This window comes from Methylocucumis oryzae (genome assembly GCF_000963695.1).
Taxonomy (GTDB): Bacteria; Pseudomonadota; Gammaproteobacteria; order Methylococcales; family Methylomonadaceae; genus Methylovulum; species Methylovulum oryzae.
This window is the reverse complement of sequence record NZ_LAJX01000007.1, coordinates 35,077-50,095: the sequence shown is the minus strand read 5'-3', so window position 1 is coordinate 50,095 and position 15,019 is coordinate 35,077. Positions and strand designations below refer to the sequence as shown.

Annotated in this window: 26 protein-coding genes; all 26 read right to left on the bottom strand. The window is 42.7% G+C overall.

Features of this window, described 5'->3' with window-relative positions; genetic code table 11:
- Positions 1-748 (bottom strand): hypothetical protein (locus tag VZ94_RS01080; RefSeq protein WP_204368984.1); only part of this gene is annotated, 748 nt, incomplete at its 3' end.
- Positions 749-855: 107 nt separating this feature from the next.
- The gene (locus VZ94_RS01075) at positions 856-1,365 is read right to left on the bottom strand and encodes a hypothetical protein (protein ID WP_045777800.1); all 510 of its coding nucleotides are present in this window, start codon (positions 1,363-1,365) and stop codon (positions 856-858) included.
- A 195-nt stretch (positions 1,366-1,560) separates the two neighbouring features.
- Complete coding sequence (locus tag VZ94_RS01070) at positions 1,561-2,499, bottom strand: hypothetical protein (protein ID WP_052700091.1); 939 nt, start codon at positions 2,497-2,499, stop codon at positions 1,561-1,563.
- Positions 2,499-2,717, bottom strand: a complete 219-nt coding sequence (locus tag VZ94_RS01065; RefSeq protein WP_045777799.1) for a hypothetical protein — start codon at positions 2,715-2,717, stop codon at positions 2,499-2,501. The genes VZ94_RS01070 and VZ94_RS01065 overlap by 1 nt, the downstream gene beginning before the upstream one ends.
- Positions 2,705-2,833, bottom strand: a complete 129-nt coding sequence (locus tag VZ94_RS30020; RefSeq protein ID WP_275575091.1) for a hypothetical protein — start codon at positions 2,831-2,833, stop codon at positions 2,705-2,707. Before VZ94_RS30020 ends, VZ94_RS01065 begins: the two co-directional genes overlap by 13 nt.
- Complete coding sequence (locus VZ94_RS24070) at positions 2,830-3,135, bottom strand: DUF3310 domain-containing protein (protein WP_082081274.1); 306 nt, start codon at positions 3,133-3,135, stop codon at positions 2,830-2,832. The genes VZ94_RS30020 and VZ94_RS24070 overlap by 4 nt, the downstream gene beginning before the upstream one ends.
- Complete coding sequence (locus tag VZ94_RS27605; RefSeq protein WP_239649530.1) at positions 3,136-3,987, bottom strand: Gp49 family protein; 852 nt, start codon at positions 3,985-3,987, stop codon at positions 3,136-3,138.
- 53 nt (positions 3,988-4,040) lie between these two features.
- A complete protein-coding gene (locus VZ94_RS01050; protein WP_045777798.1) occupies positions 4,041-4,772 on the bottom strand; it encodes a hypothetical protein in 732 nt (243 codons plus the stop codon).
- Positions 4,772-5,623, bottom strand: a complete 852-nt coding sequence (locus tag VZ94_RS21950; protein ID WP_052700090.1) for a hypothetical protein — start codon at positions 5,621-5,623, stop codon at positions 4,772-4,774. Before VZ94_RS21950 ends, VZ94_RS01050 begins: the two co-directional genes overlap by 1 nt.
- A gap of 70 nt (positions 5,624-5,693) precedes the next feature.
- Positions 5,694-7,214: a hypothetical protein gene (locus tag VZ94_RS01040; RefSeq protein ID WP_045777797.1), complete on the bottom strand. Its 1,521-nt coding sequence runs from the start codon at positions 7,212-7,214 to the stop codon at positions 5,694-5,696.
- Between the two features lie 206 nt (positions 7,215-7,420).
- On the bottom strand, positions 7,421-7,642 hold the full coding sequence (locus VZ94_RS01035; protein ID WP_045777796.1) for a hypothetical protein: 222 nt from the start codon (positions 7,640-7,642) through the stop codon (positions 7,421-7,423).
- Positions 7,635-8,105: a hypothetical protein gene (locus tag VZ94_RS01030; protein ID WP_052700089.1), complete on the bottom strand. Its 471-nt coding sequence runs from the start codon at positions 8,103-8,105 to the stop codon at positions 7,635-7,637. The genes VZ94_RS01035 and VZ94_RS01030 overlap by 8 nt, the downstream gene beginning before the upstream one ends.
- A gap of 214 nt (positions 8,106-8,319) precedes the next feature.
- On the bottom strand, positions 8,320-8,589 hold the full coding sequence (locus tag VZ94_RS01025) for a hypothetical protein (protein ID WP_045777795.1): 270 nt from the start codon (positions 8,587-8,589) through the stop codon (positions 8,320-8,322).
- Positions 8,582-9,205 (bottom strand): helix-turn-helix domain-containing protein, encoded by a 624-nt coding sequence (locus VZ94_RS01020; protein ID WP_045777794.1) that lies wholly within the window; start codon positions 9,203-9,205, stop codon positions 8,582-8,584. Before VZ94_RS01020 ends, VZ94_RS01025 begins: the two co-directional genes overlap by 8 nt.
- A 419-nt stretch (positions 9,206-9,624) precedes the next feature.
- Positions 9,625-10,068, bottom strand: coding sequence for a single-stranded DNA-binding protein (ssb, locus tag VZ94_RS01015; protein WP_045777793.1), 444 nt, complete (start codon positions 10,066-10,068; stop codon positions 9,625-9,627).
- A gap of 3 nt (positions 10,069-10,071) precedes the next feature.
- A complete protein-coding gene (locus VZ94_RS01010) occupies positions 10,072-10,461 on the bottom strand; it encodes a hypothetical protein (protein ID WP_045777792.1) in 390 nt (129 codons plus the stop codon).
- Positions 10,462-10,597: 136 nt separating this feature from the next.
- Positions 10,598-11,413, bottom strand: a complete 816-nt coding sequence (locus VZ94_RS21945) for a DNA N-6-adenine-methyltransferase (RefSeq protein WP_052700088.1) — start codon at positions 11,411-11,413, stop codon at positions 10,598-10,600.
- Positions 11,413-11,697, bottom strand: coding sequence for a DUF1364 domain-containing protein (locus tag VZ94_RS00995; protein ID WP_082081271.1), 285 nt, complete (start codon positions 11,695-11,697; stop codon positions 11,413-11,415). Before VZ94_RS00995 ends, VZ94_RS21945 begins: the two co-directional genes overlap by 1 nt.
- 33 nt (positions 11,698-11,730) lie before the next feature.
- Complete coding sequence (locus tag VZ94_RS24970; protein WP_052700087.1) at positions 11,731-12,543, bottom strand: phage antirepressor; 813 nt, start codon at positions 12,541-12,543, stop codon at positions 11,731-11,733.
- The gene (locus VZ94_RS00985) at positions 12,540-12,758 is read right to left on the bottom strand and encodes a hypothetical protein (protein ID WP_045777791.1); all 219 of its coding nucleotides are present in this window, start codon (positions 12,756-12,758) and stop codon (positions 12,540-12,542) included. Before VZ94_RS00985 ends, VZ94_RS24970 begins: the two co-directional genes overlap by 4 nt.
- Positions 12,758-13,456, bottom strand: coding sequence for a DNA cytosine methyltransferase (locus tag VZ94_RS00980; protein ID WP_045777790.1), 699 nt, complete (start codon positions 13,454-13,456; stop codon positions 12,758-12,760). The genes VZ94_RS00985 and VZ94_RS00980 overlap by 1 nt, the downstream gene beginning before the upstream one ends.
- Positions 13,441-13,818 carry a DNA cytosine methyltransferase gene (locus VZ94_RS00975; RefSeq protein ID WP_239649529.1) on the bottom strand — a complete coding sequence of 126 codons (378 nt, stop codon included), beginning with the start codon at positions 13,816-13,818 and terminating at the stop codon, positions 13,441-13,443. The genes VZ94_RS00980 and VZ94_RS00975 overlap by 16 nt, the downstream gene beginning before the upstream one ends.
- 38 nt (positions 13,819-13,856) lie before the next feature.
- Entirely contained in the window at positions 13,857-14,321 is a 465-nt protein-coding gene (locus tag VZ94_RS00970) for a DUF1367 family protein (RefSeq protein WP_045777789.1), read from the bottom strand.
- Positions 14,299-14,517 carry a hypothetical protein gene (locus VZ94_RS00965; RefSeq protein WP_045777788.1) on the bottom strand — a complete coding sequence of 73 codons (219 nt, stop codon included), beginning with the start codon at positions 14,515-14,517 and terminating at the stop codon, positions 14,299-14,301. The genes VZ94_RS00970 and VZ94_RS00965 overlap by 23 nt, the downstream gene beginning before the upstream one ends.
- Positions 14,501-14,671, bottom strand: a complete 171-nt coding sequence (locus tag VZ94_RS25710; RefSeq protein ID WP_157844824.1) for a hypothetical protein — start codon at positions 14,669-14,671, stop codon at positions 14,501-14,503. Before VZ94_RS25710 ends, VZ94_RS00965 begins: the two co-directional genes overlap by 17 nt.
- Positions 14,672-14,735: 64 nt before the next feature.
- Positions 14,736-15,002 carry a hypothetical protein gene (locus VZ94_RS00960; RefSeq protein ID WP_045777787.1) on the bottom strand — a complete coding sequence of 89 codons (267 nt, stop codon included), beginning with the start codon at positions 15,000-15,002 and terminating at the stop codon, positions 14,736-14,738.
- Positions 15,003-15,019 lie beyond the last annotated feature (17 nt).

Here is a 15,019-nt window from a genome sequence, read left to right as displayed (position 1 = left end):
AAGTTTCATCGTCGGTCATCACTTTAGTGATTTTACCGGTATATGGCACTGCTGAACCGGATACAATACCGCGCGTGGCTTTATGTGTTCTGACAGCGCTTAAATAAGCGCTTCCAGAATTAACGCCGTCAATATTTTCATTTAACGCATACCGGCCATTTTTTACTCCGGCTTGGTGAGAGACAATAGCCAATTTACCTTCGTTGCTACCTAAATCAAAAGGAATGTAATTAGCGAACGGGATTGCAGCCATAATAGTAGACATAATAGAGACAACCGCTCTATTAGTTTGTAGCGCTATTGGGTCGCTCGCTAAGCTTGACGCAGAATCAAATCCCCATGACGCAAGACCGAATTGCTGATTAGCACGTTGAGTAGTTGAGTACGCTTTTTTCATTGCGCACAATAACAAGTCATCGGGGAGAGCTTGCCCGTGATTGCTTTCATATTTTGATGCGCTATCAAATATGGCTTTGATAACTGATGTAAAGTGTTTAGACCCTATCTCGTCATGAAGAACTACCATTTCTTCAGGAACTGGCAACGCTGAGCTACGGCTTTGCATTTCCGCCATAAACGCGCCCACGCTTGCTGAGTCAAGCATAAATTTCTGTGAATGGGTTTCGTCATTCGCAGAATCTAACTGCATCCGCGAACCGTTCTTAAAGTTATCACGAGCGGCTTCTAAAAAAGCCCCTGCGCCCTGGTTTTCTTTACCAATTGCGCTTTTTTTTGCAAGTGCAGTCATATTTTCTTGCCTACTCTAGTTAAGTTTTTGAGAGACCGGCTAAAAACCGGAGTAGGCAGTATTATTTGACCGCAAAAACGGCTATTTTTGGCGTTTTTCCTAATTTGTTAATCAAAATCTAGGAATAAATCAGGGCGTTTATTGCAAACGTAGCGGATGTTAAAAGGCGCGATGTTGGTTAAGGTTTCTACCGTGACAATCTCAAACGCGATAAGTACGACTTCGCTAATAATTAGATAAATAACATCGTTTTTTTTAAGTTCTATGTCGGCGTCTTCGGGTTCGATTAAAAAGCGGAATTCTTCTAGTGATGGATTGTTAGCGTCTTGCCTGTCCATCATTTGTGACGGTGCGCCAAACGGTTCAGCAGGTAAGGCATAGCCATTATCAATAAAGTCCCAATCAACATCTTGCTCATCATCGGCACTAATCATGCCTAAACCGCCCAGTGTGGGCAATCCGCCAACTTCAGGCTCATCGGCCCGGTTAATGATTTTTCTTACGATGTGACAGTTATAGGTGTTCGGATGATTGATAACGACATTGCGTTTTATCCGATTGATAGCGTCTGGAACATTATTTAACATGGCTGCCGATGCATGAATTAAGCACGGCAACTACTTTATGTTTCAAAATGGGGTGGTTTTTGTCGCTTTCCTAAGCGCGAGAGCTGCGATAATTTTTTAACGCGTCGTTGATTTGCTTTTGTGTTGGCGTAATGCCAAAATTGTGCCATTGAGTTTCTTAGATTATTGATAATAGCTTGCTCATCACCCGTGTATTGCTTTGATTTTGCTTTCGCCTTTTTAGGCTTAGGCGCGGCCTTTACCTTTTCTTTGATTTTTTGCTTTTGTCGTTCGGCGCGTTCTTGTTGGCGTTGTGTCTTGGCGTCGGCTTCGTCGCGCTTTTTTTTGGTCAGATGTTTTAATCGTTGAATCGGCTCTTTTCGCTTGGCCTTTCGCCAGGTTTTCAGCGTCTTTTTGATTAAACCGTGCGGCTGCATTGGCTTCATCACTAGCCTTGGCTTTTTCCATCGCTTTAGTTAAAAACGATAAAATCATAGGCCCGTTGTCTATTTCAGCCATTACCCGCAAAACGTGTTTGCAGGCAATACCGCCTAGTTTCGGGTTTCTTATTTTCGGGTAGCCGGTTTCTTTTCTACCAGCGTTATAACCACCAATCGTAGCGATATAACGAAACCAATACCGATGACGCCCGCAATCGCAATCAAACTTAAGCCGACCATTCTTAAGCCTATTGGCCGATTGTTTTGCGGTGGTATTACCACTTGCCGCTTCCACGCTATAACCCAAAAACTCAACAACCACATGGTGACGCGTAACACCTGGGGTTGTACCCCCCGCATTGGTTATAAATTTAACAATCCCGTTGGAAAAGCTAAGTGGTACTGCTTGCTTAATTTCTTCCGATGCGCGTTTTCTATCATCGTGCCATGACAAGTCAATCACTTGTTTAGCAGTTATGCCTTTTTTAAATTGGCTTTTAACAACGCCTATGTTGTATTTGAAGGTTCTTAAATCTTCTAGCGTTATTGGCCTTAAAACACCGCCAATTGTCGTAAATAAAACCTTACTCGCATCCCAGTTACCGGTTAGAACATCCTTTTGATTAAGGATGATGCTACGCGGCTCTTTTGCGGCTTGTCTGCGTTGCTCTGCATCGCTTTTAAAGCGCTGTTTAGCTTCATCCGCTGCACCAGTTAATCGACCTAACCAGTCGGTATCCGCCATTATTCCGCCCAAACCGGCTTAAAGTTTTCGCGTAGCTCAGCAACCGATTCAAAGCCTGATTGCCGCTTTAGTTGGTAAAGCGTGGTGCTATTCGGCAAAACCATGCGACCTTGCTTTAACTCTTGGTCGATGTGATTTAACCCAGCCGACGCCATTACCGCTAACGATTCATCACGATTGCCGTACACACGCTTAGATACCAGTGTTAAATCGCGCACTTCATCGGGTTTAACGTCGTAATAAATTGCGCGGGTATCCCAAGCTGAATCGTGGCAACAAACTCACGAATTAAGCCATAGAATTTAGCGGCGGCAATAGTGTTGGTATCAATCATTTGTTTAATAACGATAACAACGCTTCAGCCATTTTTGACGAGACAGCATTAAATGCATCGCTCCAATTAAGCTTATGTTCGGCGTCTTTAAATTCTTCTTTCAAAATACTTGCGTACATAGCTGCTTTTTCCGCATCGCGCACCGGGTTATCGGGCGTTTTGTGCATCATCCGGCACGAATACTTAAGAGAATTACCTAATAAATAACCTTTAAATTGCTCTGGCGTTAGTTTGGCCTTAATAATATCGATGGTTTCAATGCCACCGGCGTCGTAATAAGTGCTTTTCGGGTCTAATGACATTTAACTTTCCTTATGCAATTTTTCATGCAAGGCGTATTCCATTAACGGCCATATTTTATTTACAGCATTTTGTCTGGCTATTTTTCTACCTAATTCTGCATCAAAATTTTCTGAACTAACAAACGCCGACTCCCCTGTCACTGTATAGCCATTTTTAAGAAGAATGACGCAAAACGTAAGAAGCTCAAAAGGGCTTTTGTCTTTTGGATTTAATGAGCGACAAACTGTCGCTCCACAAGGGTCACAAGCTTCTCTGCCCAACATGCCCTCAAAAGCCGTGAAATATTCTTCACGCGCAATATTTGCTTCAATATCACTAATAGTAACTCTTGGTGCTGTTAGTCCTTTGTCTTGTATTTCCTGCTCAATTTCCTGTTTATTCATTTTTTTACCTTTAAGTCTTAAAACGTAAAAAATAGCGCCCTGACTAGCTCGCCACAGGTCGTTAAATTCTTGTGCTTCAGCGACCACTTGATTGATTAATTCGGCTTTAGAATGACAATACCAACACGTCGCAATCGCCGCCACCTGAAGGTTACTAATCCCTTGGTTGACAATGTACTTTTGCCCTGTTTCGTTTATATCGCCCTTCTCTAACACTGAATTAGGTCTTGCCCTTGCGGTTTTTTCTGAGAAATTTAAACGCTTACTCACGCCGTCGCTTGCAATACCGGCTTCCATATCAAAGTACAACCGGATCGCCTCTTGAAAATTAGCCTCAGCAAATAAAACATCTCGTTCTAATGCTTTATCGCTAGTGATGACGACACAACCCTCTTTACGAGCGGCTGAAAACTCTGTTTCAGCATGAATTTGTAAGATTCTTTTCTCCAAATCGTAACCGGAAAACAAACTACATGGTTTCCCGCTATACCCGGCTATCGTTGTTTGAATCTTAATGATACTCACGGCTTAGCCTCACCTGGGTGTTCTACAGAATAATCAACAGCTAAATAGCCTGACGGGTCTGTTGTGCCTGGTACGCCTTGGTTGTCATTATTTTCATCTTCGACTTTCGGCGCAAAATACAACGGCGCGGTAAATTTAAATGTTAAGTCCGACAATAGGACACAGTTATTTTTTGATTGCCCACGCGCGGCAAAAAATGAAACCTCTGGTGTGCTAAGGACAACCGGCCAATTTTCATCGTTACCGAGTAAGTTTTTAAACCTTGCGGGCATTCGTCGATTGTTAACACCGTCAACAAATAACGTAAATTGCGCCGCGAGTGATTTCGCGCTGGGTTCTTCTTGCGATAGGATGACAACTTGCACCCTGACATCGCCCGAAACTGTTTTAACTTTGAAAATTCGCTCTTTCTCATCATCTGGATAAATAAAATCTTCGGCGTTTGCGACTTGTCGGGTAAAGTCTCTGCCGGTTGGTGTGTAATCTCGCGCCATTGCGACCAGGATAACCGGCGACTTATACGGCTGTGTTGGGGCTGAATCGGTATCGTTTCGTTGCCAGGCTTCAATCATTTCTTCAGTCGAGTCAATCATGCGTGATGGACACCACTGAATACTTTTAGGCAATCCACGCCCGACATATTCAATTAACACTTTGGTATTAGGCGTTATTTCAGCGTAAAACCGGCCCATATACTCGCCAACAGCGACTTTGATAGGGTCTAGCACTACCGGCCTCCCCATACTTTTACGATTGATTGATACTCTTCTTCGACTTGTTGCTGCTCTTTGTCCAATGGCGTTCTAATAACGGGTAATTCTTGCAGCCTAAACGAGTCAATCATCTCTAGCACTCGCTGCGTAGAATCTAATGCAACCGATATGGGTTGCTGATTGCCGCCACCATCGTCAAAATGATACGAATTTTGTTGCATACCTCGCGTAGCCAGGATGGATAACAGCTCTTCGTTCTCCGCTATCGCGTTATTTAACGCGGCATTCGCTTGGTCTAATAAAAAATCGCGTTGATTAATGACTTGCATCAATCCTTGAGCAATTTCGTTGCTAATCTCAAAATCTAATTCGTCTTCGGTCATTGATGAAGCAGAATCTAACATCATCACTCCACGGTAGGAATTTTTGATGAAATTAGGGTCTGGAACATAATCAAACCCATAAAACCGATTGGCTTTAAAGTCGATTGCTGACGAAAACCCGCCGACTTTGCTGTCCCACATTTTCTGAGCAGCAATGCCTGGGTCGGTATCTAACAGCTCAGATTGATGTTCGACTGTGCCATCTGGAAAGGCTTTTAAATACGTTGTTACTAACGCTGGTTGTAAATAATGCACTTTGCCATCGGCTAAACCACCGGTAATCGGCAACAACGAGTTAAACCGAACGCGCGGCCAATGGCCTAAATAGCCATGCATATCTCGGCTAGCGACCTTTTCTTGACACGTTTGACTATTCATATCATCGACAATTGCCTTGATATTAATTTTGTCTCTCGGAACACCGGTCACAGTACGCCCACGGTCGGCAAGTGAGTAGGTAATTTTTGGTAACAGTTTTGGCATATCCAATACCTGTAAAAACTAAATTGGATACGATTATGTGGGTAATTTTTAGGGTGTTTGTAGGCTTTTCCTATAAGTCTGCAAACAGCTCGGCAACCTCATCGGCTACGGTTTCAGCGCTGTTTTTAATTTCTTTTGAAGAGCTTTTTTCGGCGGGGATATACTGAAAATTCTCAAGGAAAAAAAAGCAAATGGCGTCCCATAGGTCGGGTGAGCCTAAACCTTGCCATTCTTTTGCGCCTTTTGGGGGGACTACAATACGACGGTTTCCTGTCCACGCTTTAGGGATTCTTGAGGCTTGACTGGTTAACGCGCGTTTATGGTCTAGCGTTAATATCGATAATCGACCTTCTTTAGCCGCCCGTGCCGCTTGATGCATAGCTTGCGCACGTAAATTTAGATAACGCTCTTTGTTTCCTTTCTGCCAGCATGGGCTACCCCAATTAACCCGCAACACGATTTTGTCCATATCCTCTAACGACTGGCAAACATTGATACCTAAGCCACCACTATCAGTAATGCAAGTAGCATTACTTAACTCTGCACTTTCGTCCGCGATGTTATTCGCAAAAACATTTGACCTTATTTTGTTGGTGAAATACGGGATATGCACAATTTCAACTCGCCTCGCTTCTGGCCCGTGGTCACCATAACCAATCACACGACCAATGACAGTTGCCGATTTATCCCGTAGACCTTCGCCAGATGCAATATCGCTTGATACGCCCCAACCCCAAGCCTCATCGTCTTTAATAATTCGCCCACGACGATACATAGCATTAGCAACCTTAAGGTTCATCATGTGACCGCTAGAGTCTTCGGGGAATAGTCCTAATAACCTTACGCGTCGCTCATCGTCGTCGTATGTGTCCCATAACTCCTTAAAAGAATCGTCGGACATAAATGGTGAATCAAGCGAGTTAAACGTTAGCGCGTTCCATTCTCCGCCTTGCAGCGTTGATATTTCGTTATGGGTGCGCCAAAAGAAACCAGCATTTTTAATAGGCTGAGAGGTTAATAAAAACCGGTTATGTTGCTCAGATAACGCGCCGTTTAGCGTGCTGATAACTGAATCAGGAATAGTCGCCGCTTCATCCCCAACAATGAACAACCATTCCGCGTGACGCCCGGCCATTTTATTCGCAGTTTGCTCATTAGCGGTTTTAGATTCAACAAACCACATTTTTTCAAAGCCAATAACACGCATTGTGCCATCTGCAAGAATTTCAACGTGTTCAGCTATCCAACCATGCGGCCCGCGTTTGATTCGTTCGTGAGCAATGGCTATTTCTTTCCATAGTGTTGCTTTAAGTTGGTCCATATCGTTGGCAGTTAAAAACGTAACCGAATTAACATGACATATCATGTGCCAATACACAAGGTTGCCTATCGACGTGGTTTTACCCGTCGAATGACCCGATGCTACTGACGTGCGAGAGCGCGATTGCGCTACACTGGTCATTAGGATTTCTTGCTGGTCGGATATGAATATCCCTTGAACCTCAAGCGCAAACCTTACCGGGTCTGCTGAAAACTTTTCAACAAACGGTAAATAACGTGGGTCTTCGATGATTAGCTTGTTTTTTGCCATCCGTGTTTATGCAAGCAGTTGAACTTGCATTATTAAACACGGGGCTAGTGGGTGTTGGGGGGCTAGTTTCCTAGTGGTTTTAACCGAAATAGACTATCAAGCTAGCTATGTTTATGGCCTAGTTTATTGTGTGCAGTCTTATTCCGACTCACCCAATAATCCGCGTAACTCGCAAAGCCTAATTTTTGTATCAACGTCATATATTTTTATGGGACAAATAAATACGACTCTTGGCAATAAACCAAGTCTTTAGCGTCTGGCACATAACTATCGTCAATTCTAAAACCATGTGTATCAGGGATTATTTCATAGCCTTTTTTGGTTTTGTTCCAAACCATTGCTCGCTCTACGTCGTCGCCATTTCTATCTTGACACGTAAATCTAGGCGCAATTACTGCAACAATATCGCCATTATTAAATTTAATCATCTATCTCCACCGCCGTACTATCCACATAATTCGCAATACCAAGCCTAGCCGCCCTGCCCATAACCTTGGCCATTGCCTCTTTCTGCTTCTCAAGGTTACGCGCGTAAATCGCATCCAATTCCTCTTGTGGGATAACAGGGCATTCTTGTTTTTTCTCGACTTCGACTTTGTTTTTCCATCGCTCTGCCTGCCGGTTTGTTAGCCAGAACTGCAATGCTTTGTAATCAGGCGGGTAATGCTTCATCACCTCGTGTTCAACAACATTCCCGTCAATCACAAACACTTTAATTTCCGGCGCAAAATAGCCCATCGCCCGGTCATACAGCGCTGAACCGATATTAGCATCAGCATGTATGCGGCCTTCTTTAATTGCGGTGTGAAAATCTGGGTAATCCCTAAACCATTCGCCGGTCAGGGTAGCAACATTTAACCCAAGCGCCCCTGCAATCTCTTCATTGTCCATGCCTACCAACGCCAGCCGGTACGCAAGGATGTTTAAATCAGGATGATAACTCGCCGGTCTGCCAGGAACAGAAATTGCATTTATCGCCGCTGCGGAAATTCTTATTCGCCTACCTCTGTCATCGAAACCAATGCCGTAATCACTTCCATTATGCCCTTGATATTTTGGTGGCGGTTTAGGTTGCGCAACTTCGTCAATCTTGGTTGCGCAACTTTCAATAATTGGTTGCGCAACTTTTTTTATGCTTTTGTTTTTTAACTGAATTGGCTTGTTGTTTTGGCATTACTTCTGGTTGCGCAACCGGCTGTTGGGCAACTTTTGGTTGCTCGCTTTTTTTGCACCAACCATGCTGTCTTGCGTACTTACTTATCGCTTGTCTTGATATTCCGCCTGCATCTTGGACTAACCAATCAAAACCCGACTTATCGCTTTCTTCCCACTTTTTTTGCAAGGCAAGCCAATCGTCTTTTGTTAACCTAGCCATCTAACACCTGAAAAATAGTTACTTGATTAATATTTTTGGGTTTTGCTTTTTTGATTTTTAACCTATCCAATCGATTGGATAAATCCGTCATGACTTGTCTTGCGTCAGTTATGCACCTAACTAACTTTGCACCGCCCTTCATGTCTTGAAACTTGGTATTAAGCTCAATAAACCGTTCAAGAGCTACGACTGCCTCATTGTTAATTTCAACACTTTCGCGCAAATGCTCACCGAAACCTTCAAGCATGGTTTCTACATTCGATGTATGCCCGGCATATTGCTCAATTATGTCGCGTAACTCATCCTTACAAGCAACAGTGACGCCACGCCGATTAACCTCTTTCTCATCAATATCCCAGTCATCAGTTTGCCCAAGAACAAAATCAATCGACACCTCATACAGCGTAGCCATTTCGATTAACTTCTCAATAGGCGGCAACCGGCTATCTACCGCCTTTTCAATTTTAGATAGTTGGCTAGAGTTACGATACCCCAGGGTTGCGGCGGCTTTTTCCTGACTGATACCGTTTTTTTCACGCGAAAACTTAAGGCGGTCACCAACAATTACCGCTAATTCGCGTCTTACATACTTAGCGTTTTTTCGCTGTCTTCTCATTCTTCACTTACCTTTGTCAGAAAACATACTGGCAATTGCTGCACAAACAATTGATAGTCACAACTAGGTATACCCGCGTACCTAAATCGTGGTTTTCCTGCAATGAGATAGTCGTTATCCGTAACTCGATTTATATTTTTAGTTAACTTTTTTCAAAGGTTTAAATTTTACCTTATCCAACAAGAGCATAGGCATTATTACAAAAATAATCCCCACAATAACAACAGGCCACATAATTAATTTGCATAACCAATCATGCATAATAAGTTCCTAACGTTATTTCTTAATAAATTACTGCATTGCAGCTTGCACCCTAAGAATTCGCCCGCCTAGGTAGGGATTTAAACATTTAACTGCTTCGCGTATCGAGTTCTCAACACCGCCCTGAATCTTCCCCCATTCAGGTAGGGAAGTAGCCTCTAAAACGGTATATCGTCATCAAAACCTTCATAATCGTTATGCATTGGCGGCATTGACGAATTATTTTCAGGTTTATTATCGGTTGCTGGGTGTGGCGGCGTATTACTTCCACCTTCTTTACGACCAAGCATGTGCATTACATTAGCAATAATCTCCGTTGTATAACGGTCTTGTCCGTCTGAGCCTTGCCACTTACGCGTTCTAAGGCTGCCTTCAATGTATATTTGCTGACCTTTTTTGACGTAATCGCTAACAATCTTGGCTAGCTCGCGGAAAATAACTACACGATGCCATTCGGTCGATTCTTTTCTTTCTCCGGTACTTTTATCTTTCCATCGGCGTGATGTGGCAATGGACAGTGTTGCGACTGCGCTACCATCCGGCATATAACGCACATCAGGGTCTTGTCCTACGTTGCCTATTAATGTGACTTTATTAAGCATTATTTACTTACCAAAAAGTGAATTATTATTAGGCGGCAACGGTATTTCTATTGGCTGCCAGGCTTTAATATCATAGTCATCATCAAATTCAGCATCACCCCATACATTACCGTAAGCGTTCGCCCAATGTCCGCCATCTTCGTCAATGAAATATGCGACAACCATAATATTATGACCATCCCAACCCCATACATTATCTGAGTGATTTACAGAATTTAAAATTTTAGGTGTTTCTTTTTTTGCATCTATCCAACTCATTGATAATAAATCCCTAAACTCAGTATTGGCTTTTAGTTTTGGTTTATACAAACAATGTTCTGCTAGCAAATCACCTTTATGATTGTACGGTCTAGTCCAATTGTTTGGATTTTCAAAATCTTCTAATTTATTCATTATTTACTCGAAAATTTAATGTACGTTTCATACGCGTCAACCGGTGTTCTACCGTACTGAAAATAATAATTACAAGCGCATACCCAACTATCCTTATATTTAAAAATATGCGGCTTACCTGGTCTTAAATATCTAGTCATTTCAAATACTCAACAACACACGCCCTAGCTTCATCAAATCCAAAACAAACTTTAACCTGATAACCCATTTTATTTAGCCATTCAATCATCGATTTTTGATGCTCAGACACTTGGCCTTTTTTAGCTTTCATTTCGATAAATAACCCAGGATTACCATCGGCTACAAAAATATCAGGAACGCCGGCAAGGACACCTTCCGCCTTCAATTTTTTTGCAGTAATCACATGGCGATGCCCACCATTTGGGATAGCAAACACGGGTATCGATGGATACTGCAATCGAACCCAGGTAAAAAATAGCTTTTGTTCGTCATGCTCTGATTGCTTTGGCATTAATCGACTTTTCTCCGCATATAAACACCTTTTTTCTTTTAACTTTTCTAGCGCATCGGCACAATCATTCCCAAAAGCAAATATTACGGTACCAGCACCCGCCCGACTACGCTTATGCTTGTTTTCAGCACCCGCAATAAACTCCATCCTACCTGCTACAAACAGCATCGCCGTCGCTGTTTTCATCGCTTGTTGACACCAAGATGCGTCAGTGCGACTAAATACCAAGGCAATACCGTGACCATGACTAATCATTTTATGCAGCCACAATTTTGTATCAGGCCCAAAAGGCGGATTTAACCAAACACGCCCGAACCATTGTTGATTTAATCCATCATCATTAACGGTATATTTTTTTCTGGCCGGTACCGGTGTTTCAAAATCGACAGGACTAGCTGGGTCTAAATCAAACTCAAGGCTTAATTGCTCAAAAATCCAAGCCGGCGTATACCATTCAACACTTTTCTGTTTTTTCGCCATTAATCAACCTTAATAAATCCACTATTAAGCCAAAATAACTGCGTCCGCTCAACGCCCTGACGATGCAATAATTCTGCTGTTTCAACATCGATAACACGAGTTCGCCTATCTATCTCGTCGTGACAAGCGCTACAAGCAAACGCCGCAAACAAATCATGTTTTTTAGCGCCAACACCACCGCCGTTCAAATGTGCTAAAACCGTGGTTTCATTGTTTCGATTGCACACGCCTGGAATTCTAATCATGCAGGGCTGGCCTTTGGCCGATTGGCGTAATTTACTCACCCTAATTCCCCACTATTCGATGGAATTAAAAAATTAAGCAACAAGAGAAAATAGCTCTGCTGAAAGCCTAGTATCTATGTACGCCATATACTTTGCAGCTAACCAAACCTTACCGCGTGGCGTTACTCGTAACGTATATCTGTATTCCCCGCCATGTTTAATTTCAGTTGGCTTCCAGGTGAAATAACCGGCTTTAACGTATTCGCTATAAGGCTCGCGGCTTTCCATGATGATGTTCTGCTCACGCATCCATTGATAAAACTGCTTTTCGCCTAGATTTATAATGTCTACCGATTTAACAAACTCGCGAATCAGTATTTCACCAGCTTTGATGCTGGCCTCGTTGCTAGCGCGAATCAGGTCGTCTTTAACAGAAATAGTTTTTTGTTGTTTTTCAACAATTGCTTGTGCCGCTTCAAGTTTTTCCTGCGCATCGGCGGCTAGGCGTAAGGCTTCAGCAAAAGTTTTAGGGACATTGAAGCCAGTCATTGAATAGCTCCCAGTTTTGCGGATACTAGGCAGCACTTGTTCAACCAACCAATCTTGGAATGCCTCTGCCGATTCTAGTTTTGACCTAATGACTAGGCGATATACATCTGATTCCGGTATTAGCTTAGTTTGCATATCTAATGTAAGTTGTTGATTTTGTTCGGGGTCGCGAAACACGACCCCTATATCTTTCAATGACTTAGCTTTTTTGCAATGGTCTATAACGGCTTGTTTGGTATTACCATATCCCAACACTTCCGCCGCATCTTTTGCAATAAACCAAACCTCACCCGTAGTATCGGTAATCACCCGCACATCATGCGAATTGAAATTAAATATTTGTAATGCGTTATTCATAGTTTCATAGCCTCATCAATAGCCATTCTCAAATCTGTTAAATTATTTGCAACGCAAGTGGTGGGCAACGTTACATTACCAATGTTGTTATCTCTATCAGCCAGCCAATCCAGACGCGCCTTATCTTTTTTTAACTCTTCAACCAATTTATTGTCGATAGCTATCCCAGCTTGAAGGCACTCAATTTCGTAAGGCGTGAATGTTATGTTCGCCATTAAATAATCTCCTTGATTCTTTCCCCGACATACTTCATAACAGGAACTGCCATGCTATTTCCTAGCGCCATATATTGCTGACGTTTTGATGGCTGCTTACCATTAAATTCAACCGTCAAATAATCATCTGAAAAACCCATTAACCTGGCGCATTCGGTTACAGTTAAGTATCGAACGACTGAGTTATGCATAACAGCCGGAACACCAGCACCGCCGCCGTCAGATGCTAAAATTGGTGGTGATATATAACTTGGAGTAAATCCGTCTTGCCCACATGCTCTAAAAGCAACGGCGTGTTTAATATGAGTGGTTAATGTGGGATAAACATCATCGCGTATGCCTAACCCATCGCCACCGTTTTTTGGGTTATGCCTAATAATATGTCCCTGAACTGCATATAATTTTTCAAAATCTGTTGAAACTCGCTTGGTAATACTTGGCGTCTTTTCGACGCTCGATTTAAAATTCCCTCGCAAGCTTCTACGCTCAAGTAGTATTGGTGGTCTACTTGCCCAGTTTCCAAAATCGACGACAGCAAAGACACGCTTGCGCCGCTGCGGAACTCCGAACCATTGCGCGTCCAATACAGCCCATTCGAGCATTCCATTGTCGCCAACCGCACAGCCTTCAGTTCCCCAGCCGTTTTTGGGTTGGCTAAGGTTTCTGAGTCCTGCCATTTTTTTCAACCACTGCTGCAAAATCTCGGCCTTTGTTTGAGGAAAATGCGCCTGGCACGTTTTTCCCATAAAGCGAACCTGGTGCCACAATGCTTTCTAGCCCATCCGATGATATTAATGGCATGGTCAAATAATCCACTTCGAGTAACTTTTCCGTTTTCATCAATAAAGCCTTTACGTTTGCCTGCTACTGATAAATCAGTGCATGGGCTGCCAAATACAACTAAATCAATAGCGCCTAATTTCTTAATATCGGATTCGGTAATTTTTGTTACATCGCCAAAATTAGGAACGCTAGGGTAATGATGTTGCAACACAGCGCACGGGTAAGGCGCTATTTCTGAGAAAGCAACAGGTGTAAAACCTAAATTTTTCCAAGCCACAGTAGCCGCTTCAATTCCGCTAAATAGACTTAGATACCTCATACAAAACTCAAAACCCTATTAACTTGCTCATCTAAATCACTACGCGAGTAATGCATCAAAACCTTAGCTAACACCACATCAACCACGCGCGAGTACAGCTCTTCAAATTCCAACTCATCCATACTGCCAAAGCTAATCGATTTCGCCTCATACCGCACCTCACCGCGCAAATTAACCACTGGATGACCATAACCCGCTAAGATGATTAAATCCTTCCTAAACCGGTCACGGTTCTTATTTACCTGCATCCCTTTGTACTCGACGCCCGGCATATCCCAGGCTTCAAAAGCAACATTAACCAAAGCAAAGAATTTTTTATGAAACTTCCAATTTCTCGGCTGCGTAATCTCCGCTTTCACAACGCTACCGGCTTTAATTTTTTCAATTACCTCAATCGAGGATTCATCATCCGGCATTAAATAGCCGCTACCGTGCGCTTTAACGAGGAATGCTGTTGCCATTGGTTTTTTTAATCAACTCACTATCCATCACTTTCTTAGCCTCTACTTGCGCATCAAATTCGTTAAGACCATCATGCGTAAATCTGGACACCACATCACTAAACTGCTCTAAATTACCCAAATGTTTGCGTCCGCCGTTTTGGCACAAAAACAATTTGTCGCGCTCTAGTGCTGTTGTATTATTTTGTTTCTGCACGGTCTAGCGAGCGTTCTTTTTGCCATTTAATCGTTTCTGGCATTGGCCTTTTTAAGAAATCAATAACTTGAAAATTATCTACCCCAGTTTTTTTAATATCTCTAACCCGGCACAGCCTGTCTAAATCAACTCGGTTGTAATAATTAATTGCCACATTCTTTCCGCCAACTTGTTTTGTTTCAGTTTTTTGTGGCTTGGGGAAAGAATAGTTATCCGGGTCAATCTCGTGGCTTTTTTGATACGAATACAGTAATTGTTCCGATATGCCTTTTTGTTGAGCATATTTTGGTAATCGTTACCAACTCTTCATCATCACTCTTATTCGGCAAAAGCTTTTCTAACGCCGCCTCATCGTATAAGGCGACATTGCGTACACAACGCTTTTCCATTTTATCAGGTATTGGTTTTTCGCCTTTAAAATGAAAAAACCAATACCTGCTTAATTTGTGTTTTTTTTGGAATTGGGCGATTGTGATTAATTTCATGGCTCACCTGTAGTCTT

Bases quoted from the DNA above. Each gene is read 5' to 3' on its own strand.
- VZ94_RS01070 (WP_052700091.1), bottom strand. From the start codon at position 2,499: ATGGCGGATACCGACTGGTTAGGTCGATTAACTGGTGCAGCGGATGAA.
- VZ94_RS30020 (WP_275575091.1), bottom strand. From the start codon at position 2,833: ATGATTGATACCAACACTATTGCCGCCGCTAAATTCTATGGCTTAATT.
- VZ94_RS24070 (WP_082081274.1), bottom strand. From the start codon at position 3,135: ATGTCATTAGACCCGAAAAGCACTTATTACGACGCCGGTGGCATTGAA.
- VZ94_RS21950 (WP_052700090.1), bottom strand. From the start codon at position 5,623: ATGCCAAAACTGTTACCAAAAATTACCTACTCACTTGCCGACCGTGGG.
- VZ94_RS01040 (WP_045777797.1), bottom strand. From the start codon at position 7,214: ATGGCAAAAAACAAGCTAATCATCGAAGACCCACGTTATTTACCGTTT.
- VZ94_RS01035 (WP_045777796.1), bottom strand. From the start codon at position 7,642: ATGATTAAATTTAATAATGGCGATATTGTTGCAGTAATTGCGCCTAGA.
- VZ94_RS01030 (WP_052700089.1), bottom strand. From the start codon at position 8,105: ATGGACAATGAAGAGATTGCAGGGGCGCTTGGGTTAAATGTTGCTACC.
- VZ94_RS01025 (WP_045777795.1), bottom strand. From the start codon at position 8,589: ATGGCTAGGTTAACAAAAGACGATTGGCTTGCCTTGCAAAAAAAGTGG.
- VZ94_RS01020 (WP_045777794.1), bottom strand. From the start codon at position 9,205: ATGAGAAGACAGCGAAAAAACGCTAAGTATGTAAGACGCGAATTAGCG.
- ssb (WP_045777793.1), bottom strand. From the start codon at position 10,068: ATGCTTAATAAAGTCACATTAATAGGCAACGTAGGACAAGACCCTGAT.
- VZ94_RS01010 (WP_045777792.1), bottom strand. From the start codon at position 10,461: ATGAATAAATTAGAAGATTTTGAAAATCCAAACAATTGGACTAGACCG.
- VZ94_RS21945 (WP_052700088.1), bottom strand. From the start codon at position 11,413: ATGGCGAAAAAACAGAAAAGTGTTGAATGGTATACGCCGGCTTGGATT.
- VZ94_RS24970 (WP_052700087.1), bottom strand. From the start codon at position 12,543: ATGAATAACGCATTACAAATATTTAATTTCAATTCGCATGATGTGCGG.
- VZ94_RS00985 (WP_045777791.1), bottom strand. From the start codon at position 12,758: ATGGCGAACATAACATTCACGCCTTACGAAATTGAGTGCCTTCAAGCT.
- VZ94_RS00970 (WP_045777789.1), bottom strand. From the start codon at position 14,321: ATGGCAACAGCATTCCTCGTTAAAGCGCACGGTAGCGGCTATTTAATG.
- VZ94_RS00960 (WP_045777787.1), bottom strand. From the start codon at position 15,002: ATGAAATTAATCACAATCGCCCAATTCCAAAAAAAACACAAATTAAGC.